The 21,794-nt window shown below is 35.5% G+C and carries 15 protein-coding genes and 2 pseudogenes; 3 read left to right on the top strand and 14 right to left on the bottom strand.

Annotated elements, in window-relative coordinates; all coding sequences use genetic code 11:
- Positions 1–13 precede the first annotated feature (13 nt).
- From FD29_RS06845 to FD29_RS06795, 11 genes and pseudogenes are all read right to left on the bottom strand, one after another.
- Complete coding sequence (locus tag FD29_RS06845; protein ID WP_057888196.1) at positions 14–679, bottom strand: aldo/keto reductase; 666 nt, start codon at positions 677–679, stop codon at positions 14–16.
- A 98-nt stretch (positions 680–777) separates the two neighbouring features.
- Positions 778–2,919: a hypothetical protein gene (locus FD29_RS06840; RefSeq protein ID WP_057888195.1), complete on the bottom strand. Its 2,142-nt coding sequence runs from the start codon at positions 2,917–2,919 to the stop codon at positions 778–780.
- Positions 2,920–2,923: 4 nt separating this feature from the next.
- A complete protein-coding gene (locus FD29_RS06835) occupies positions 2,924–6,448 on the bottom strand; it encodes a hypothetical protein (RefSeq protein WP_057888194.1) in 3,525 nt (1,174 codons plus the stop codon).
- 154 nt (positions 6,449–6,602) lie between these two features.
- Positions 6,603–7,385, bottom strand: a complete 783-nt coding sequence (gene trpA, locus FD29_RS06830; protein ID WP_057888193.1) for a tryptophan synthase subunit alpha — start codon at positions 7,383–7,385, stop codon at positions 6,603–6,605.
- On the bottom strand, positions 7,378–8,586 hold the full coding sequence (gene trpB / locus FD29_RS06825; RefSeq protein ID WP_057888192.1) for a tryptophan synthase subunit beta: 1,209 nt from the start codon (positions 8,584–8,586) through the stop codon (positions 7,378–7,380). Before trpB ends, trpA begins: the two co-directional genes overlap by 8 nt.
- Before the next feature lie 15 nt (positions 8,587–8,601).
- Complete coding sequence (locus tag FD29_RS06820) at positions 8,602–9,183, bottom strand: phosphoribosylanthranilate isomerase (protein ID WP_057888191.1); 582 nt, start codon at positions 9,181–9,183, stop codon at positions 8,602–8,604.
- Between the two features lie 3 nt (positions 9,184–9,186).
- Positions 9,187–9,967 (bottom strand): annotated as a pseudogene (trpC, locus tag FD29_RS06815) (indole-3-glycerol phosphate synthase TrpC).
- A complete protein-coding gene (trpD, locus tag FD29_RS06810) occupies positions 9,964–10,983 on the bottom strand; it encodes an anthranilate phosphoribosyltransferase (protein WP_057888190.1) in 1,020 nt (339 codons plus the stop codon). The pseudogene trpC and the gene trpD overlap by 4 nt, the downstream one beginning before the upstream one ends.
- 524 nt (positions 10,984–11,507) lie before the next feature.
- The gene (locus tag FD29_RS06805) at positions 11,508–12,008 is read right to left on the bottom strand and encodes a macro domain-containing protein (protein WP_057888189.1); all 501 of its coding nucleotides are present in this window, start codon (positions 12,006–12,008) and stop codon (positions 11,508–11,510) included.
- A gap of 14 nt (positions 12,009–12,022) precedes the next feature.
- Positions 12,023–12,843, bottom strand: a pseudogene (locus FD29_RS06800) (Cof-type HAD-IIB family hydrolase).
- 10 nt (positions 12,844–12,853) lie between these two features.
- On the bottom strand, positions 12,854–13,588 hold the full coding sequence (locus FD29_RS06795; RefSeq protein WP_057888188.1) for a DeoR/GlpR family DNA-binding transcription regulator: 735 nt from the start codon (positions 13,586–13,588) through the stop codon (positions 12,854–12,856).
- Between the two features lie 182 nt (positions 13,589–13,770).
- Between FD29_RS06795 and FD29_RS06790 the strand changes: the two genes are divergently transcribed.
- Positions 13,771–14,874 carry a YdcF family protein gene (locus FD29_RS06790; RefSeq protein ID WP_057888187.1) on the top strand — a complete coding sequence of 368 codons (1,104 nt, stop codon included), beginning with the start codon at positions 13,771–13,773 and terminating at the stop codon, positions 14,872–14,874.
- A 154-nt stretch (positions 14,875–15,028) separates the two neighbouring features.
- On the opposite strand, the gene FD29_RS06785 is transcribed toward FD29_RS06790, so the two are convergent.
- Positions 15,029–16,354, bottom strand: coding sequence for a PTS sugar transporter subunit IIC (locus tag FD29_RS06785; protein WP_057888186.1), 1,326 nt, complete (start codon positions 16,352–16,354; stop codon positions 15,029–15,031).
- Positions 16,355–16,381: 27 nt separating this feature from the next.
- Positions 16,382–17,764 carry a glycoside hydrolase family 1 protein gene (locus tag FD29_RS06780; protein WP_057888185.1) on the bottom strand — a complete coding sequence of 461 codons (1,383 nt, stop codon included), beginning with the start codon at positions 17,762–17,764 and terminating at the stop codon, positions 16,382–16,384.
- A 169-nt stretch (positions 17,765–17,933) separates the two neighbouring features.
- On the opposite strand from FD29_RS06780, the gene FD29_RS06775 reads away from it, so the two are divergent.
- Positions 17,934–18,659 (top strand): GntR family transcriptional regulator, encoded by a 726-nt coding sequence (locus tag FD29_RS06775; protein ID WP_057888184.1) that lies wholly within the window; start codon positions 17,934–17,936, stop codon positions 18,657–18,659.
- 97 nt (positions 18,660–18,756) lie between these two features.
- Here FD29_RS06775 and FD29_RS06770 read toward each other — a convergent pair whose 3' ends face one another.
- Positions 18,757–19,218 (bottom strand): hypothetical protein, encoded by a 462-nt coding sequence (locus FD29_RS06770; protein WP_057888183.1) that lies wholly within the window; start codon positions 19,216–19,218, stop codon positions 18,757–18,759.
- Between the two features lie 175 nt (positions 19,219–19,393).
- On the opposite strand from FD29_RS06770, the gene FD29_RS06765 reads away from it, so the two are divergent.
- On the top strand, positions 19,394–21,745 hold the full coding sequence (locus tag FD29_RS06765) for an L-type lectin family protein (protein ID WP_057888182.1): 2,352 nt from the start codon (positions 19,394–19,396) through the stop codon (positions 21,743–21,745).
- Positions 21,746–21,794 lie beyond the last annotated feature (49 nt).

Raw genomic sequence — 21,794 nt, 5'->3', positions numbered from 1 at the left:
GTTGCCTCCTAATTTAGAAATCGAATTCGTCGGGATTTGGTCCCACACGCAAATCTTCGTTCATTTCGTTGATTTTGTCCATATCAGATTGCTCCAAAGCAAAGTCAAATACGTCAGCATTACTTTGCATACGTTCTGGATGAACTGACTTAACTGCCAAGAGCACATCCCTTTGAATATCCCAACGTAAAACTACTTGAGCAACTGACTTGTTGTACTTGTCAGCAATCGTTTGTAATGTGGCATTTTTCAAAATTTTACCTTGCATCAATGGTGACCAAGCTTGAATCTTGATATCGTGTTTAGCTGCATAGTCACGCAATTCATTTTGGCTCAATTTTGGATGTGACTCTACTTGATCAAGTACCGGTGTAACAGTAGCGTATTCAGCCAACTCTTCTAAATGGTGAATTTGGAAGTTAGAAACGCCGATTGCTTTGATCTTACCATCCTTATAAAGTTGTTCCAAAGCAAGATATGAATCCTTGAATGAGTTGTCGCCAGTTCCTTCTTCATTACCATAAACTTGAGCTGTATCGATCAAACGGTAGCCTTCTTTGATTCCGTTAGCTACGACTTCAGCTGTATCTTGATTGGGAATTTGGAAAACGCCCAAACCTAGTCCAGGGATTTTTGTACCATTATTTAAAGTTACTCTGTCATTTAGTGAATTTATCATGTGATTCTCCTTGTTAGTTAATTCGTATAACTAATATAAATCGAATCGACTCATTTGAATAGTATGTACTTTTTAGTGGTATAGGTACTTTTTGGTACCTATACATTGTCTTTATTAAGTTCCCAATAAGTGTTATTAAATTTGACCATGAAAGGTTGAACTGTGGCCTCATTTATTCTGACAAAATCTACATCAAAGAACTGTTTTAAAATTTCCGTATTAAATCCACTATTATTAATTAATTGCGTCCCAATCACTCTAATAGGGTTGCCCTTTGGATAACTTGGTTTAATACTCTTATTTTGAGAACCGATCCAATAATATGTTTTTTGAGGATCCCTTTTAATACCAGGAATTTTCTCACAAAAATTTATTCCATTTAGAGAATCATATGATGGTCGAAATTCTTTTTGTTTATGATTACTAAATGGAAGATATCCTTCATCCACATTATCTTTATATTTTCGGTACAAATATTCATGATATTTTTTATATAATGCTTTTCTTCCATTTTCTATCGTCGGATATTCCTTTAATAGAGAAATATACTCTTTTAATTTAATATAATGACTATCAAGTCGAGAATCTAACTCCTTGTTAATTGATTCAAATATGGCAATTTCATTTTTATCATCCAGAAGCGATTTGAACTCATAATTATCGTTATATATTCGTGAAACCTCTATTGATCTATCCTTGTTAGATAACTTCAATAAATCACGTATTTTGTTTACATTAGGCAATGCATATAACTTCGTTTTCAAAATCAAATTTAAATTTTCCATAGAATCATAAAATATGCATTCTACTTTCCAAATTTGTTTCATTGAATTAATTTCGAATTTTTCTAAAAATTGAACTACCTTTTTGATTTCTGGATCAGTACTATCAAAAATATCATCCTTAATTAAATTAAACGTAATATCATTATTCTTATTCAGTTTGGAAATAAGGGTATATCTTTTTTCCTTATCATACTTTGGAAAAGTTAAACAATATAAATTATTTTCAATATTACTACCACTCAATAGTCCCTTATCGATTCTTTCATCAACAATACTCTTTTTAGATAATAGTTCCTGCAATACTTTAAGTAACAAATTGTTATTTTCCCATTTGAAATCCACTTGATATTCCTCGAAAAGACTCATTTCTCCATCAGAATTCTTTCGAGTGGGCATTTTAAAGTTATCATCGGTAATATTCTGAACTATTACTTCACCACAACTTTCTTGATGAGTATCCTTTTGATCAGGGTGATTCCTAAAATACTCTTCACTTTTAATAATACAAATATTAAAACCTGGCACAGTTGTATTACATTCCGTTGTCTGTATTCCCTTATCGTTCAATATCGACTTCAACTTAACAATATTTTCGCTAGTTTGTGTACTTTTAACTAAATCGACTATATTAATCTCTTTGAAAGATCGTTCTCTCCCTATTCTCTTCAAAAAAGTTTCCCGATTGAATTCAATATCATACTGTTGAACTTCATCAATATTGTTCAGACCTATAGTAATATATCTCTTAAATTCTTCATTAAATTCGTTAATAAATTTATTCAAGATGCCGACTTTGGAGTCATCAAGCTTTTTAAGATTAGCATTCTCAAAAAAATTCACATTTTTGTTTTCATCTTTACGAGCTCCTACTATCCAATAATTCTCAGCGTCATCATTATTTTCAATTCTATTTGGAACTAATGAGGGATCATCCCATTGATACATCTTTTGTTTAAAGTTTTTTTTATGGTTATTTTTAACCTTTTTAAACGTTGTAACATTCATATTTAATCCGTTATTACTTAAATAACGGACATGCATTGCGCTTCTAAAAAATTTATCCTTATTTTGACCTATTATTGGATAATAAAACTCGCCATATACACTTGAAGTGTCATTTTCACATATAAAATTTCTCGATCCGTACATATTAAAGAAAAGATTAAATAATGATGTATCGGTAAGATCCGCAGGTTCTGTTTTGGAAACTTCAAATCCTTCGATTTTTAATTCTTTCAATTCATTTAATGTAATGGAATTCTTCTTCGAAATTAAATGTACGAAGTAATACTGATTCGATATGGCACATTCCTTCAAATTTGATAATGCAGCAAAAGATATATTCTTTTTATATGTATCATTCTTTTTAAAAACAAAAATATCAAAATCCCTTTGGATGTTTATTTCATTGATTTTCTTATTCAAAACATTTACTTGCATCTCTTTTATTTGCATTGCGTTATCTACTCTCTTCAATTATTTGGAAAATTTTATTCAAATTGTGCTTATTAAGATTTCCCTCATTATCCATTAAAGATGGAATTACGTGGATTCTGTTATCGTTGGTTTGATATGATTTCCATGATTCTTCCCCAATTATATTAATAATAAATACAATCTTTCCTTCTACTTCATTTAACTTATCCGATATTTTGTTTAACTCTTCTTCAGAATTTTTATCAAAACTAGGATCCCAATTTTTGAAATCAAACAAAATATCATCATGTTGATCTAAAGAATAATCAAAATATTCATAATATCCTTTTTTCATAAATCTCTCTAATTTAAAATCTCTATATCCTTCAAGGATGGCAACACCAGCCTTTTCGCCAATCGTTCCTTTAAAAATATTTTTAAAAAGAACTGGATTCATAATATAATCCTTGGTTTTAAATTCCGTTGCATAATTATTTTTTATAAAATAATCCTTAACTAATTTGCATTTCAACATTATTGGCAATCTCGATGTTTCAAAGGATACTCGGGTCTTTGGTTCACTTTCATCGTTATAGCGATAACTTTTATCAGCCTTATCGTATTTATATCCATATTGATTTGCATTTTTCAAACCAAAATATGTCTCATAAATTCTGTCTCTTCCCATCTCATCAATATTTATTGTTGGGTTTTTGAGACAATCGTTTTTCATTTGTTCATACGCATCAATTGTCCATGACTTATCATTTCTATTAAAACCATTTAACAAACTATTTATATAAAACTCAGTTCTTCGGGTTTTACTATCAAGTTCTCTTGACGCTTGTTGATCTTTATCTTTATCCAAATCCAAATCTAAATCTGAATCCTCGATAAATGAAAAAATATGCTTCATTTCTGGGGATAAAATATGGTTGTCTTTCATCTCTTTTAAATCAGTTAAAGGTAAAATACGAAGTAAATCATATGAGATAAGTATTTGAACTTTATTTTTAAGGAAAGTTCTCGTTAATCTACCTACTGCTTGAACAACTGTAATTAAAGCCGCTCTTCGACTTGAAATTTTTTCTTTTAAACTGATATTTTTAATTAAATCATCAACTTGATTACTTGATATTCGATGCATTCCAATTTTTAGTAATTCACGTTCTTCGTTCTGAGAAATCTCATATCCATTCACTAAATACTCAATTTGAATTAAATAGTTCAAAAAGTTACGTAGGTCAAAATTAGCTGAGATTAAATTTTCGGTTATAAAAGTCACTTCTCCTAAATAAATCCCATCGAAATCCTTTTTGTTAAATCGCTGGTCTTCATTTGAACTAAAGTCGCTATCCACAATTTGAATTAAATTATCAGTGTTATTAGGCTTATACTGCAAATTTTGACCATCGCCTAATGTTGCATAAGTACTCATTAAAAATATTTTTTCACCTGATTCTAGTTTTGATAATATTCTCTTTTTGTTATTCTCAAAATTTTTACCAACCAATACTTCAAATCCAACTGTAGATTTATAATTAAATTCACTTTTCAGCTGATTAAAAATTTTTTCTAATGTTGATCTTCTTAAATAATGATCATCTTTTTTTACACCCTTCTGGGTTAAACACAAAAAGGATTCTAATGAACTATCTTTCAAAAAGATATACATTGCTTTAATTATTTCCAAGTATCTTTTTAGTGCAAAATCGTTTATATCTAATACTGAAAGTTCTCTTGCAATGTTCTTAATGGCACCTGGATCAAGCTTCAATACTTTCTCTAGTTGATTTTTTAATTTCCCCTGGTCTCCAATTACATCAGAAGTAGCCAATTGCTTCACATCTTCTGTAGTTTTTACATTTATATCTACATTGTTCTTAACATATGATTCATCCAAAATTTTGATTTTTTCTTTAGTCTCATCAGTAAAGAAATCAGATGCATCGGCATATCTTTTTCCCAATTGTTTTTGTAAATAAAACAAATCATAATTAACTAAATTGGATTGAATAGTCCCTGTTGCTGATAATCCAATCACATGATTATTGGCACATAAGGACAATATTATTGACTCCGGAGTATTCCACACATTGTATGTATTAAACTCTGTTACATACGCGTTAGATAATCTATTTTCTAAAAAAATAGTTTTTAAACCAAACTCATAAAAACTATCCATTCCAGGAGTAATTTCTGCTTTTCTTTTTTGGGACTTAGAAAAATAAATATCTTCTAACATTATTTCAACTTGACGCGGATTTAGTTTATACACTCCCATAATTGAAGATAGAATATCCTCAGGCGTTTTCCGTATCTCTAAATCACTTGTTTGCTTTAATTCTCGATGGATCACTTTTTGAGTTACTTTTAAAAAATAAGTTCTTAAATGCAATAAGAATTTATTAATACTGAATATTGCTCCAACTAAATTAATGGATTCATTATTTTGGGTATTCGGAGAATCATACTTTACGATTTCCATATTCACTTGATTATCATTTTGATCAAAAACATTTGACAATCTATTGTTTGAATTTCTATTTATTAAACTGGTTACACTTCCATTAAAAAAAATAAGTCCATGTTTATTTCGATTTGAATTTAAAAACCAGGTTTTATGAACATAGTATTTATTTCTGATAGATTCATATTCACTCTTTAATCCTGTTAATATTTTTTGTGATTCATCAGCATTAATCTCCGGAACTTTATTAGTAATATCTTGAGTCAGGTTTTGTCCAAAACTAAGAAAATCATTAAATATGTTTCCTTTATTGCGTAATGCTTCATCTACTATATTTTTTAGAAAAACTTTTTTTGTTTGATCAAATTCATCAAAAATTATCATTGAATCGCTAGTAATCAATTCATCTGACAAAATCTTTTTAGAATTTCTAATTATAGGATCATAATATGCATTAAATTTTGATGTATTCATCAAAATCACTTTATAATCCTCCATAAAAATTTGTGGGTATACTTTTGCTATCCATTGATAATCTTTATTATTTCTGACAAGTTCTTTTTTACTAGCAATATTATTATTGCCAACAGCCTTATTCAGAATATCCTTTATTTCAAATCTAAATTTCTTTTCTAGGCCAAATTCTCCGGTAAGTGAATTATCAGAATCAATCAGTGACTTTATATATTCTTTTTCATTTATTTTCCCTTCAAATTTCTCTTCTGAAGAAGAATTTGAGATATACAGATCAACCTTTTCCCTTAATTCAGCAAACGATTCTGGACAAGTATTGTGAGGAATACGCGTAGGCAAATGATGAATAATTGAATCAAATTTAGATTCTAAATAAAGAACTTCTTTGTCAAATAAGTTCAAATTACCATGTTGCTCGTAGATATTTTTTAATTCTTTATATGGAATGTTATTTTTTTTATTAGTAATAAAAACTATTCTTTTATATTCTGAAATTCCTTTGGAATGAATATCTTCAATAAAATTGATTGCAGAGTATGTTTTAGACATTCCCGTCCTTAGCGGAACAATTGTCAGTCCTTTTTTTACTTTGTCAATAATTGAATAAAAATCTTCTATGTTCATTTGCTACTCCTTTATTTTTAACAGTTATTTAACTTATCTTTAAATATTACGTATAACGAACAAGAAAAATATTTTACAGAATTACTATTCTATTTCCAAAACAAAAAAAGCATTTTCAATTTAATGAAAATGCTTTTTTTGTAGATATCTCTAATTAAGCCTTTACGCTTATTGCTTCCTTAATATTTTTAACATAATCTGTTAATTCATTCTGCAGGTCCTCGTGACCAGCATCAACAATTTTAACTACGGCACTGCCGATAATAATGCCATCAGCAATCGTGGCCAATTTCTCAGCCTGTTCTGGTGAATGGATTCCAAAGCCGATTGCCACCGGAACATCGGTCACTTTGCGAATTCGTTGAATCGTATCATTCAATTGCTGAACTGCCAAATCATCTCTAACTCCAGTCACGCCAAGTGAAGAGACAACATAGATAAATCCTTTGGCATTGGCAGCAATTTTTTCGATTCGGTCTCCCGAAGTTGGGGCAATCAATGGTATTAGATCAACGTCGTATTTATCAGCGAACGTTCTAATTTCTCCTTGTTCTTCCAATGGACAATCGGGAATTACCAATCCAGAGACATTCAATTTTTGACATCTCTGGCAAAACTTATCATATCCATATTTAAAAGGAATATTTAAATACGTTAAGAAAACAATTGGTACATCGCTTGTTTTTCGAACTTCTTCAACAATTTCAAAGACTCGGTTGGTGTTAACTCCGGCTTTGAAGGCCTTCAGATCGGCCGCTTGAATCACCGGTCCATCTGCCACTGGATCTGAGAAAGGAATTCCTAACTCAACAATGTCGGCTCCATTTTCCGCTAAGGTCAAAATATTTTGAACAGTAGTCTCAAAGTCTGGATCATCGGCAACCAAAAATGGTATAAAGGCCGTTTTATTTTGAAATACTTCTTCTAGTTTACTCATCGATATCTACCCCTCTGTATTTAGCAATTGATGCAACATCCTTATCACCACGACCGGAAACGGTACAGATAATAATTTGATCTTTTCTCATAGTTGGTGCCAATTTCATTACGTAAGCTAAGGCATGGCAACTTTCGATAGCAGCAATGATTCCTTCGGTTTTAGCAATATATTCAAAAGCATTTACGGCTTCATCATCAGTAATACCAACATATTGAGCTCGTTTCAATTCAGCCAATTGCGCATGTTCTGGACCTACGCCCGGATAATCCAAACCGGCAGAAATTGAATAAACTTGATCAATTTGACCATCATCATTTTGGAGAAATAATGATTTCATACCGTGGAAAATTCCAACTGAACCGCGTTCAATCGTAGCAGCGGTTTGATCAGTATCGACACCTTTTCCAGCGGCCTCACAGCCAATCAATTTAACCTCTTTATCATCGATATAATCGGCAAAACTACCAATAGCATTACTACCGCCGCCGACACAAGCAACTACAGCGTCCGGTAATTTACCTTCGGTTTCTAAAATTTGTTGCTTGGATTCTTTACTAATGACACTTTGAAAATCATGCACCATTTCTGGAAATGGATATGGTCCAACTGCGGATCCTAAAATATAAAAAGTATCATCGATCCGACTGGCCCACTCTTGCATCGTTGCATTGACGGCATCCTTTAGAACCATTGAACCACTAGTTACAGCGTGAACTTTGGCCCCAAGCAATTGCATTCGATAAACGTTCAATTTTTGGCGTTCAGTATCTTCCTTTCCCATAAAAATTTCACATTCCATTCCGAACAGTGCGGCAATTGTGGCCGTCGCAACACCATGTTGACCAGCACCAGTTTCGGCAATCAAACACGTCTTGCCCATTCGTTTGGCAATCAAAGCTTGTCCGATAACGTTATTTATTTTGTGAGCACCGGTATGATTGAGATCTTCACGTTTGAGATAAATTTTGGCTCCTCCGAGATCTTGAGTCATTTTGTCTGCGTAATATAACAATGAAGGACGATTAGCGTAATTATCCAATAAATCGTGAAATTCAACTAAGAATTCCGGATCAGCTTTATATTTATCATAAGCTTGGGCGACACGGGTTAATTCGCTAGCTAAAGTTTCAGGAATATATTGGCCTCCAAATTGACCATAATGGGTCTGCTTGCTTGTTTCTTTTTGCATTTCTTTCATAAGGAATTCCTCCGATTATAGTTGATGTACTAGAGTTACAATTTTAGAAATTTTTTGAGGATCTTTTACATTATTTGTTTCCACGCCACGAGAAAGATCAACGTAGGCAGGATGAATGGTTTTAATAGCAGTCGTTACATTGTTGATATCCAAAGCTCCAGCAATGATCAACGGCTGTTTGGTTTCGATTCGAATTTTTTGCCAGTCAACAGTCATTCCGTTTCCAGAACCACTATCTAACATTAAATAATCGGCATTAGCCTGTGGATTGTTTTGAGAGGGTTTAAAAACATTAATAATTGGTATTTGGTGTGCTTGAAGTACTTTAACGGTGTTTTCGTCTTCTTGACCATGTAGCTGAATCATCGATATAGCACCACTGTCATAGATTTTAAGCATCGAATCAATCGGTTCATTTACGAAAACACCAACGCTTGGAATAGTTGGATCTAATAGTTTTCGCAGTTTTAAAGCTGTTATTAAATCGATTTGGTGACGACCATTAGCAAAGATAAAACCAGCTAAATCGGGATGAGCCTGATTGACTGCTTTGATATCGTCAACTGTCATCAAACCGCAGATTTTTATTTTAGTCATAAATTACACACTTTGAAATTCTTGAATAATTTTAATTCGGTCAGATGCTTTCATGAACGTTTCGCCAATCAAGACACCATTAACTTGGGCTTGTTTGAGTTTTTTTATATCAGCTATGGTTTTAATGCCACTTTCAGTAATGAAGGGAATTTGCTTAGGAACTAGCGAACGTAGCTTCAAGCTATTATTAAGATCAACTGTAAAATCTTTAAGGTTGCGATTATTGACACCAATAATTTCCGCGCCAGCATTCAAAGCTCGCTGTAGTTCATTTTCGTTATGAACTTCGACTAAAGCTGCTAATCCTAATTGTTTAGCCAAGTTAAGATAGGAAGATAATTGTTCATCATCCAAAATAGCAACTATCAATAGAATCATGCTTGCACCGGCAATCTTAGCTTGATAGATCATATAAGGATCAATCGTAAAATCTTTTCTCAATAATGGAACATTGGTTGTTTTTGAGACTTCTTTTAAATAATCAAGTTTACCTTGAAAATAAGTCGGTTCAGTCAAGACAGAAATCGCATCAATCTCCGCCTTCTGATATTCCTGAGCAATTTTCATATATGGAAAATCCTTAACAATAGTTCCCTTAGATGGAGAAGCTTTTTTTATCTCGCCAATGAAATGAAGTTTGGGTTCTAAAAATTTATCGATGACGGCTTGAGAATCACGGTTAGGAATTTGTTGGGCTCGTTGTTTTAGTTCTACTAATGATACTTGGCTTTTTTTCCTTAATGAGGCGCTGTTTAGTGGCTGTTACTAAATCATCTAAAATCAAGCTGCCACACCATCTTCCGTCATTTTGATGAAGTCATTTAATTTGTTCAAAGCACTCCCATCATCAATGACCTTTCTGGCAAGATCGATTGCCTCATGCAAATCAATATTTGGTCTGGCTGTGTGAATTGCCAAAGCTGAATTTAATAGGATAACATCCCGTTTGGCTCCACTGGCACCATTTAAAATATCCAAAGTGATCTGAGCATTTTCTGCCGGTGTACCACCAATGACTTCCGCTTTTTCAGCCCGATTTAAACCAAATTCTTCAGGAGTGATCGTGTATTTAGTAAACTTGCCGTTGTGAACCTCCATAACTGTTGTTGGAGCTGAAATTGAAGCCTCATCGAAACCATCTTGCCCATGAATTACCATCGCATCATTGATTCCCAATTGACTTAAAACTTTTGCCATTGGTTCGACTAGTTTTTCATCATAAACGCCTAAAACTTGGCTAGAAGCATGAGCTGGGTTTGCCAATGGTCCTAAAACATTAAATAAGGTTCTGATACCTAGTTCTTTTCTGACTGGCGCTACGTATTTCATAGCCTTGTGATACTCTTGGGCAAATAAGAAGCAAATACCGATCTGATCAAGAATCTCTTCACTACGCTTAGGATCAAGGTCAATTTGAACGCCAAGAGATTCTAAAACATCCGCCGCACCACTCTTAGAACTAGCGGCTCGATTACCATGCTTGGCTACTGGAATTCCTGTGGCTGCAACTATTAAGGCTGAGGTCGTGGAGATATTAAATGAATTGGAGTGATCGCCACCAGTACCAACAATTTCTAGAACCGGTTCATCGGCATGAAAGTCCAAAGCATGACTTCTCATGGCTTCAGCAGCTCCGGCAATTTCTTCAACGGTTTCCTTTTTTACACTCAAGGCAGTTAAAAAACTGGCAATTTGAATCGGCGTTGTCTTCCCAGTCATAATTTCGTCGATCACTTGGTTTGTTTCATCAAAAGTTAAATCCGTATCTTCAGTTAATTTTTTAATAGCATTTTCAATCATGTTTGGTTCCTCCAAATTAATTTTTATTATTGAATTTAATTAATTTGAATTTTGCCATCGTCTATTCATCATTGGTGATACCTCCTAGGGAATAAAAAAAATCCATCCATAAACGTATAACGTTTAAGGACGGATTGACCGCGGTGCCACCTTATTTTAATAGACTGAAAGTGAGTACGCCAAAAACAATACCTCAACAATCATTCCATTACTCTTAGCGAGGGACTAACATCCCCCCGGCAACTTACGTATGCCTAACGTTCTTTCGTACTCAATTACTTTTCGGAAAGACCCTCGATGGTCCATTTAACTATCTGCGTTCGATTGCCATTCTCAGCACCGGCAACTCTCTGGGCGTGCACGATAATCTTGACTTCCATCTCAACGGTTTATGGATGAATTGATTTGTTGTTTATGAGACTAATGCTTATCGTAAAAATTGTCAACAATAAAATGTGATTTTTTTTAATTTAATTAGATAAAAAATAGCCATCATCTTTGATATGACGGCTATTTTTAAAACATCAATTATTTAAATATTTTTGAGCTAATTCTTCAGTCGTTGCATCAAAAGCTACAAAATAAACCTTAGCTTCCAAATTAAATTTTTCGACAGTCTGAATAGCTATCTTGACTGCTTCTGCCAAAGGATATCCATAAACTCCAGTACTAATAAAGGGAAACGCTATGGAGTTGGCTGATAGTTTTTGAGCTATTTTCATTACCGATTCATAAGCATCTTTCAGTAACTCATCTTCGCCATGGTCGCCGTCAATAAACTTTGGACCAACAGCATGAATAACATAATCTGCATTCAGATCATAGGCTTTGGTGTAAACAGCTGTTCCAGTCGGCGTGCCACCGATTCCTAGCATCGCATCAGCTAATTTGGGACCCGCTTTACGATTGATAGCTCCATCGACGCCACCGCCTGGTACTAAAGCACTATTGGCCGCATTGACGATAACATCGACATGAAATGGTAAATAAGCAATATCACCTTTGATAACCGTAACTTTTTCCATAACCATTACTTCTTTCATTTCAAAACATATTTTTCAATGGCCTTAGAAACACCATTGTGATTATTGGTCTCCGTCACTACATTAGCACAATTTTTAACTTCTTGGGGAGCATTGGCCATCGCTACGCCTAAACCAGCAATTTTTAACATTGGCACGTCATTGAAGTTATCGCCCAAGGTCATCGTCTGCTCCATGCCAAACCATACGTCTTAGCCAATTCACGCAAAGCTTTCTCCTTGGAGACTTGACTATTAGTGATTTCCAAATAGTTAGGTTTGGATAAATAAAATGAACTCTCTGGCATTTGACTATCCTTCAAACCTTGTAACAGCCTCTGGGTTTCTTCAGTATTTCCAATCAACAACAATTTGTGGATCGGTACTTGATGTTCTGATACCAACTTATTCAAATCAGTCACGATCGGCTGTTGTTTAGTAATATCAGCCTCAATTTCAACCCACTTGTCGACTTTGCCAACATACCAGTCGGAACCGGAATACAAATTGATTGAGACATCTGGATATTGTTCTTCGATAATCGCAAATATTTGTTCTACTTCTGTAACGTTTAATTCATGGCTTAAAATTGTGGAATAATTTTTTTGCTGCAAATCTTTAACAACTAAAGCGCCGTTATAACAAGCAATTGGATTGTCCAAAACATCTAACTTTTTAGCAATCGGCAACATTCCTTCCGGTGAGCGAGCAGATGCCAAAACAAATGGTACCGCCTGTTTTTTGAGTTGCGATACGGCTTGTTTCAACCCGCTGTCGATTACATTTTTATCATCCAAAATGGTGCCATCAATATCACTCAAAATCAATTTTATTGCCATTATTTTCACCTCAGTATTTTACTTCGATTTGGGAACAAATTTCATCAGTCGGTTTTTTATCAGTCAATAAATAATCAAAATCAGCTATATTACCAATCAAATAAGTACTCTCTTTAGCAAATTTAGCATTCTCAGCTAATAGGATTTTTTGTTTAGCATTTTTCAAAGCTAATTGTTTCAAATAAGCATCTGCTTGATCTTCAAAACTGATTTGACCATTTTTTAAACCAGCTGCACCGATAAATGCAGCATCAAATTGCAGGTGATTCAATAGTTCGGCCTCATTCAATGAATAAAAGAAACGGTTCTTTTCAAAAAATTGGCCACCTAATAAGTGCAAAGAAATATTCGGATCAGCACTCAACATGATGGCGTTGTCTAACGAGTACGTGTAGATAGTCGCCTTAGTTTTCATGATCTGGGCTAACTTCAAGACCGTTGTTGAAACATCGAAAAAGTACGTCCCCTGTGCTTGAATGAATTGTTCGGCTAACTGTGCGATGTGGTCTTTAGCAGCTGTAAAATCATTCATTCGAGCGTTGAACGAAACAATTTCATTTGACTTTGGCAAACTCATAATTCCGCCGTGGACTCGTCTGACTTTGCCTTCATTACTCAATTTAGCAAAATCTCTTCTAACTGTGTCCCGCGATACTTGAAACTGCTGAATCATCTGTTCAGTCGTTAAGGTATCGTGCGTTTCCAACAACTTCATAATTGCTTCTAACCTTTGTTCCTGATACATCTTGCCACCTCCTTACATCATCATAACATCTTTATGCACTTTTGTAAGTATTTGTATGCATTTATAAGTAAAAGTGATATTCCACAACATCGCTTTGATGGTAAAGTTTCTTAGCTATGATAAAATTAATATGATTATTTTAGGGGGCAGTAAAAATATATTTGTCAAAATGAGGTGATTCAATGAACGTACTTAGGCCGTACGTCAATGTACTACAAAAGTTTTCGATTTATGGTGGATTGATCACTTTAGTTCTCCTGGCTATTTTCTTATGGATGTGGCTAAAGGAACCAAGAAGATTGATCAATGGCATTACCTTCACTATTTTCTTCATCAGTTTCTTGACCGAGTTGGCTATTTTAATTTTCAGTACTGCTAATTTGCCGTTCGTCGTGATTATGGGGACATTGTTTCTGTTGATTGTCGGCGTCATCGCGTTAACATTAGCCTTTATGTGGGTTTTACTATTATGGAACGCCATCATCGTCTGGAAACGAGAAAGTCACACAGTCTCCAACATGCTAACGTTGTTCTTAGGAATTTTTTTGATCGTTATTTGGTTCGTCAATGCGCTAATGGCCAATCGGGGACAATTCTTACCGGACTGGTTGAACATTATTATTTCCGGAATTCCATTGATTGGGGTTTACTTAGTAATCTGTTCTTACAATTTCTTAGTCAACGTCGTCTTGTATCAATTCTTCCCTCGGCGTTACAAAGCTAATTATCTGATTGTTTTAGGTGCTGGTTTGATCAACGGCGATACCGTTTCAAAGCTTCTCGGCAATCGAATCGATGCGGCAATAAAATTTGCTAACAAGCAGATCAAAAAAGGTCGTCCTGCACCTAAGATAGTTTTCTCAGGTGGTCAAGGTCCTGATGAAAAGCTATCCGAAGCCCAAGCTATGGCAAACTACGCCATCGAACATGGTTGGGACGAGGACTTGGTCTTGTTGGAAGATAAATCGCGCAATACTTTACAAAATATGCAATTCTCCAAAAGTTTGATTCAAAAAAACTTTGGTAGCAATTCGGCTTATATCAAATTTTTCAGCAACAATTATCACATCTTTCGAGCTGGTTTGTACGCCAAAATGGCTGGTATTGCAGCCAACGGAGTCGGAGCACCAACTAGATTCTATTTCTTACCTAATGCCTTGATTCGTGAATTCGTGGCTATTCTACTCATGAATAAAAAACGTCACGCTATTATGATTGGTTTGTTGATGTTTGCATTATTATGTTTTGTTGCTATGACTATCTACGTTGATATCGTTGGACGTTAAAATCTGTCGTGAACACAAAATACCCTCTGATTCGAAATACTGAATCAGAGGGTATTTTTGCTGAGACGAGCCATACAAACCAGCTTTCTGCGTTTTGCTACACCAGCCAAATACTCAAAAGTTACCCAGTTTGTTCCGCTCTCTTCCTATGAGCCTAAGCATTTTGTGTTGATTCCAAATTTGCTGCGGCTTCCTTGCCAATAACTTTATCATTGATCATAACGAATGGAATATAAATTAAAATTCCTAGAATAAAGATCAATAATTGAACAACGACAGCACGCCAGTCGCCACCTGTTGCAAGAAAGGCACTGATTCCAATTGGCGTAGTCCATGGAACCATTGTGACACATGGATTGATCCAACCGAGAACTGTGGCTACATAACTGATTACGATTCCCATTACAGGAACGAAAACAAATGGAATTGCCATTGAAACGTTATAAACGATTGGATAACCGAAAATAACTGGTTCGTTGATATTAAAAATACCAGGTGCGATCGAAAGCTTGGCCACGTTCTTAGTTACAGCACTGTGTCCAACTAAAAATGTTGCGACAAGTAAGCAAAGCGTTGATCCTGAGCCACCAAGCAAACCGAATGATGTAACTTGCGAAACGTTAATAATATTAGGAATTGGTTTACCAGCAGCATATGCGGCAATATTTTCTGTAATATTAATAATCAAAAGTGGTTCTAGGATAGAACTGTAAATAACTGATTGGTGAATACCGAAGAGCCATAGCAAGTTACCCAAAGTATAAAGGATAATAACTCCCCAAATGCTTGTTCCAACGTGACGTAATGGTTCTTGGATAACTGTAGTGATCAAGTTGATCAAGTTCATTCCAGCTAAGTTGTTTAGTAAGGCTGAAACGATTGCAAAACCAGACAACACGATGATGATTGGAATTAAAACATCAAATGATTGTCTAACTGCAGGCGGAACATTTTCACCCAAGTGAACTTGGAGACGTTTGATATTAGATACGCGGATGAAAACTTCCGTGGCAATCAATCCAACGATGATACCAGCAAACATTGCCCCAGTACCTAGGTTGGTATATGGCAATACGGCTGAAATGTCGACAGCCTTTTTGGCACCGTCTGGAACTAATGAAACTGTATTTGGCATCATGGCTACTAAAGCTGCCATTGACACTAATGCTGCAGCAATGGGGTTATTGAAACTACGGTTTTTAGCCAAGCAATAACCGATCATGGCTGCAATTAAAATACCTGAAATATTCAAGGTCGCATTTGTTAATAATGTGCCCCAATATTGTACTTGTAATAAGGTCTTACCCTTAAAAATCCATGTAAACACTGTATTGTTTAGTAAAACTGCTAGACCAGCTAGAATATATAGCGGCATGATCGTTGCAAAAGCATCACGCAAAGAACGTAAGTGGATCTGACCACCAAGTTTTGCCGCAAATTCTGCAAATTTATCTGCAGCTTTTGAATTTTTTAAAGACATAAACTTTGCCCCCCAAAGTCTTGTTTTTTATTTAAGATCTGATAGATCCGCACCATTCGTTGTAATAACATGTTGTAACCACCAGTAGCTCTTCTTAGGTACCCGTCGCATGTCTTTTAGATCATGATTGGTACGATTGACGTAAACTGTTCCATAACGTTTGTCCATATTTCCACTTGAACTAGGAATATCGATCAACCCCCAGCCTAAGTAGCCGATAACTTTGACGCCGTCTTCAAAAATAGCATCTTTCATAGCTTGGATATGTTCGCGATGATATTCGATCCGTTCATCATCTTGAATCTCTGAGCCATTGAACTCTTCACGCAATCCGATCCCATTTTCAATTGGAAACATTGGTACGCCATATTCGTTATAAACTTTCGTCAAAACATCCCTGAAACCAAATGGATCAATTTGCCAACCGAATTCGGATGCTTTGAGATATGGATTTTTTTTGATTCCTTTATCAAGATAATAATTAGGTATTGTTTTCTCTGGAACAAGTTCGGCACTAATTGTGTCGCTTCTATAATAGCTAAATGCAATAAAATCAGATGATACTTTAGTTAATGTGTCATCATCAGCTGGTTGATAATCCATATCGATTCCATGATTCTTCACAAAAGTTAAAACTTCGTTTGAATAATGTCCATATACGAAAACATCTAGTAAATTATTATTCATAAATTCGTTGATCTGTCTTGCATAGAGAACATCTTTGGGATTTGGTGAAGCGGGATAAACCTCGCTGTAAGCTAACATTCCACCAATTTTACAGTCAGTCTTTTCGTGAATGTAATTAGCAACACCGGCGTGAGCCAACATGACATGGTGACTGATTTGATACAATTCATCGTCAGTTTGGTTGCCTTGCAAATAACCAGCGATCCTAAAGGCTTCACTTGCATGATAAAGGTTTTGTTCATTGAAGGTGATCCAATAGTTGACCCGATTACCGAATCTCTTAACCATTTCTTTACCATAACGTACAAAAGCATCCACTACGTGTCGTGACAAAAATCCGTTATACTCTTCTGCCAAATGTAGTGGCATGTCAAAGTGATACAAGCAAATCATTGGTGTAATATTCTTCTTCAACAAATCATCGATCAAATCACTGTAAAATTTGATACCCTCTTCGTTAAATTCACCATCACCATCAGGATTTACCCGACTCCAAGAAATTTGGAAACGATAAAAATTCATTCCTTGTTTAGCCATTAGATCAAAATCTTCATCATAGCGATGATATTCATCAATCGCATCGTGCCAATCAGATGAATCCTTAGTTGCAGGTCTTATATCATAAACAGATTTGCCTTTGCCGCCTATGTTCCAAGCCCCTTCAGTCTGCATACTTGAAGTTGAATTGCCCCAGGCGAAATTCTTTGGTAATTGTTCTGTCATATGCACCTTCCTCTCTTTGTTGCTTTTGAATACGTTTCCAGTATACATGTTTTAAAAATAATGTAAACGTTTTTTTATATAAAGTATATACATTAAAAAGAAAATGAAAACAGGGAGCAACAATGATATTATTATCTATAACGGTAATAAAGGGGGTATTAGCTTAATAATGGCGTACAAATATAAAATCGTTGCTGATGGCTTGAGAAAACAAATTCAACAAGGAAAGTACCCTCCCGGGGAACTGATGCCTGACCAAAATCAAATTGCCAAAGAATTTTCAACTACCCGCATAACGGTACACAAAGCGCTACAACTTTTAATGATCGAAGGTATGGTCTATTCTAAACGTGGCTCCGGTACCTATGTCCGCAAAGATTATATTCAAAGCGAACATGGCGACAACTACGGTAAAGTCTCTCCAATTGATAAACCATTAGGTGCCACAACGACTAACCAGGGGAAAAAAGTTACCAGTAAGGTGCTTGAATTATCAGCTCGCATCCCTACTGAAGAAGAAACTACCAAATTGCTCATTCAACCTACTGAACCAGTTTATGTTATCCAGCGTGTTCGGTTCGTTAATGGCGAAGTTTTTGCCTATGAACATACAATTATGCCGACTTCTATTACAACCCTAACCAAACAAGATCTGGAAGGTTCAATCTACGGTCATCTGCAAAAGGATGGCTTGAACATCAAGGGTTCACACCGAATCGTTCGTGCTGACGAAGCTAACAAAATCGATGTCGAAAATGGCATTGCCAACAAAATTGGCGCTCCGGTTTTAGTTATCAATCAATTAAGCTATTTGGACGATGGCCAACCCTTTGAACTTTCTGAATCACGTTTTCCTTTTAAGACAAGTGAATTAACGGCTGACATCACGCTATAACGGATATTCAAAATAAATAACCTGAGATTTACTATCTTCAATCGATAGTAAAATCTCAGGTTATTTTTCGTTTGATTCTAATAATTATATAAAAATTTTAAAAATTTCCTTTAAGTGGAAAATAGCTCTCACGAATAATACCAGCTAAATTAGATCTTTGGCGTACGAATTTACAACGATCTTCGAATTCAACCGGCGTACCAGCATCTTCGACCATTTTGACGCCAATTTCTCGCTTGCCTGCTGGATTAATACTATATTCGATACTAATAACCAAGCCATTGTCATAAAAAACATACGACCAACGAATATTATTGACCACAAAGTCGCTAACTTCCAAGGCTTGATATGGTAAATCCAAACCTTGTCCTGACAAAATAGCTTTGATCCGGTTAATGATCTCGGGATTCTCATCAACTGCCATAGTTACAAAATCGACACGATAATTATTGCGGAAATATCTTGCCTCATGCGCTCTGAGACCAGCCAATCGTTCCGCAAATGGTGAACTTTCAAAACCAGTTAATTCAACTTGTTTAAAATTTACTTTATATGCCATTTTACTCCTTCCATCTCTTGGAACTTAATTCAATATCCTCAACAAACAAATAATACCATGATATATCTTGCAAATATAGATTCAAATATGTTTAAACTAATCCCGCAAGGGACTATAATTAATTTAATAGGTATACATTTCTTATAGTTTGTTCATTTGAAGGGGGGAAAAAATTATGAAGAAAAAATTATTCATTTCTACATTTATGCTAATCCTTGTTGGATTATTCTCAATATTATCATTCACATACACCACAGTTCACTCAGCTACTACTCAAAAGGTAAAAGGCTCCTCTTCATCATCTTCCACAGTCCTTAAAGGAACGGTACCTGATGGAATTAAAAATTTGAACGATTGGTTCAATGTTCCTAATTTAGCGCCCGTTGGTGGCACTAATAATAATCCTGGTAAAATTTTGGAACCTGGAACTTCGGGTAATTCATCTTCTCAGGCCGTCGTATTGATTTCTGAAAATATGGTTCCAAATACTGTTTCTGCAGTTTGGTCAAAACGCAGTCAATCTAATGAAGCCGATCAGAACTACATTGATACTACTCGCCGGCAAACAATGTCCATGTGGTTGTATTTTGGTGGTAACGGCAGCTCATCTGTTTATAACGGTGATGGTATGGCTTTCGTTTTGCAAAATGTCAGTGATGATACTTCCAACGCGTCTGATTATTACGGTAATTTAAGAAATGGTGTCGGTGGTGAAACGATGGGTGTTTTGGGCGGTGTTACTACTGATTTCAAACCCGCCAACAACACTAGCCAAGACTTAGCTAATCGGGCCATTCAGAATAGTTGGGCTCTTGAGTTTGATACTTTTCCCAACATGAATGCTGGTGGCTTTGATAGTAACTTTGATACTCAACTGAAAAAGGGCGATGACCATATAGCTTCTGGGTTTCCAGCTTCACCATATACTTACATAGATAATCTTACTAATGGTCCAGCTTTAAGACACTCTAACTTAATACAAAAACCTACGCTTTTGACCGATGCCAAATGGCACCACATAACTATCACTTGGGAACCTGCCAATGTATCCACTAATCAAGGTGGCAGTGGCCAAGCTTATCCACAAGTTAAATATGATTTTGATGATAAAAACATGGATGGTACACCTAATAGCGATGTTATTACTCAAACCGTACCTATTCAAGAAAAGGATTCTTCTGGTAATGTCATCAGCAATAATCCGTTTCACTTAACTGGCACTGATCATAAACTATATTGGGGATTCACTGGTTCAACTGGTCAAGTAACTGAAACCAACTTAATTATCTTTGAATCCATCCCTTCTATCACTGAAGGTGACTTAACTTCCCAACTTTTCGATGTGACCCAAAATAACCGTGAAGTAACTAGTGGTGGCACCGATCAAGCTAACTCAGTCAATAATGGCGATGAATTGGCTTTAACTTACAATCCTAAATATGTCAGTGGTTCAAAAGGATGGTCGAATATTGTTGCTAACATCACTTTGCCAACCAATATCACTTATAAGAATGCCACAATAACTTACGGCGACGACACCACGCCAACTGAAACAATTGCTTTGACTGGTGATCAAACTACTATTAAACATACTTTAACTAAAGCTTTGGGTACGACTGATCCTACTAGGGCAACCTTGACAGTTTATGGAACTGCCAAATCAAGCAACGATACTAACGGCAAACCTTTAGCCACGACTTCAGTTGCCACAGCTCACGCCAGCTTTGACGGTAGTAATTTATATACCGATGTTATGACAACACCTTTCAAGATCGTCCAACCTAAGAAAATCACCTTAACAGCAACAGATGATACCAACCAATCAATTCAGATCGGTGACAACGTTAATTTGGGCGGTAAAGTTGCCTACAATACTTCAACTGCAATCGATCCTACTAAATTCCAAGTTTACGCAAATATCAATGGTCAAACTTCAAAGATCGCTACCTCGATGGATAGTATCGTCGATTCAAGCTCCAGTGATACTTTCCACTTCCCAATCTCAGCAAGTGACTTAAAAGATGGCGACAATGATATTATCTTTACCGTTGAAGATGATTATCACAACGTTTCTAATCAAATCGAATACCACATCAACGTACTTGGTGGCCTGTTATTAACTACAGCCAACACAAGTAGTTTCAAATCGGTCAACAGCTATCCAACGGATAGAACCATTGGCCGGTCCGATGATTGGAACGTCTTTGTTACTGACGAACGTGCTAAAGATTCTTCTTGGACCTTACAAGCTCAGTCAAGTGACCTGATCAACAAAGGTGACGCATCTGCCAAATGGAACAACGGTGGAATCATCTTCGTTGACAAGAATGGCAATCAAAAGTCATTGCAGAACAGTTTAACGACAATTGCTACCGGTACTAAAACAGTTGATGGCGCCCAAGTCTTCCAAATCAGCAAACAGTGGCTCGTCAACCAAGGTATCCTTTTGAAACAGAGTTCTTACCAAATCAGCGGCACTTATCATGGTACGATCACTTGGACTGTTTCGGATGGGATTAAAAACTAATAGTGATGCATTAATTGCCAATAAGCAAAAGAGCCAATATTCGTAATTG

Origin of the sequence: Companilactobacillus mindensis DSM 14500, from assembly GCF_001434275.1 — a bacterium.
In the GTDB taxonomy this organism is placed as follows: Bacteria; Bacillota; Bacilli; order Lactobacillales; family Lactobacillaceae; genus Companilactobacillus; species Companilactobacillus mindensis.
The sequence above is the reverse complement of the archived record's forward strand: the minus strand, read 5'-3'. Positions and strand labels throughout refer to the sequence as shown.

Bases quoted from the DNA above. Each gene is read 5' to 3' on its own strand.
- FD29_RS06775 (WP_057888184.1), top strand. From the start codon at position 17,934: ATGGCGTACAAATATAAAATCGTTGCTGATGGCTTGAGAAAACAAATT.
- trpB (WP_057888192.1), bottom strand. From the start codon at position 8,586: ATGAAAGAAATGCAAAAAGAAACAAGCAAGCAGACCCATTATGGTCAA.
- FD29_RS06765 (WP_057888182.1), top strand. From the start codon at position 19,394: ATGAAGAAAAAATTATTCATTTCTACATTTATGCTAATCCTTGTTGGA.
- FD29_RS06785 (WP_057888186.1), bottom strand. From the start codon at position 16,354: ATGTCTTTAAAAAATTCAAAAGCTGCAGATAAATTTGCAGAATTTGCG.
- FD29_RS06805 (WP_057888189.1), bottom strand. From the start codon at position 12,008: ATGGAAAAAGTTACGGTTATCAAAGGTGATATTGCTTATTTACCATTT.
- FD29_RS06845 (WP_057888196.1), bottom strand. From the start codon at position 679: ATGATAAATTCACTAAATGACAGAGTAACTTTAAATAATGGTACAAAA.
- FD29_RS06835 (WP_057888194.1), bottom strand. From the start codon at position 6,448: ATGAACATAGAAGATTTTTATTCAATTATTGACAAAGTAAAAAAAGGA.
- FD29_RS06795 (WP_057888188.1), bottom strand. From the start codon at position 13,588: ATGTATCAGGAACAAAGGTTAGAAGCAATTATGAAGTTGTTGGAAACG.
- trpD (WP_057888190.1), bottom strand. From the start codon at position 10,983: ATGATTGAAAATGCTATTAAAAAATTAACTGAAGATACGGATTTAACT.
- trpA (WP_057888193.1), bottom strand. From the start codon at position 7,385: ATGAGTAAACTAGAAGAAGTATTTCAAAATAAAACGGCCTTTATACCA.
- FD29_RS06770 (WP_057888183.1), bottom strand. From the start codon at position 19,218: ATGGCATATAAAGTAAATTTTAAACAAGTTGAATTAACTGGTTTTGAA.
- FD29_RS06780 (WP_057888185.1), bottom strand. From the start codon at position 17,764: ATGACAGAACAATTACCAAAGAATTTCGCCTGGGGCAATTCAACTTCA.
- FD29_RS06790 (WP_057888187.1), top strand. From the start codon at position 13,771: ATGAACGTACTTAGGCCGTACGTCAATGTACTACAAAAGTTTTCGATT.
- FD29_RS06820 (WP_057888191.1), bottom strand. From the start codon at position 9,183: ATGACTAAAATAAAAATCTGCGGTTTGATGACAGTTGACGATATCAAA.
- FD29_RS06840 (WP_057888195.1), bottom strand. From the start codon at position 2,919: ATGCAAATAAAAGAGATGCAAGTAAATGTTTTGAATAAGAAAATCAAT.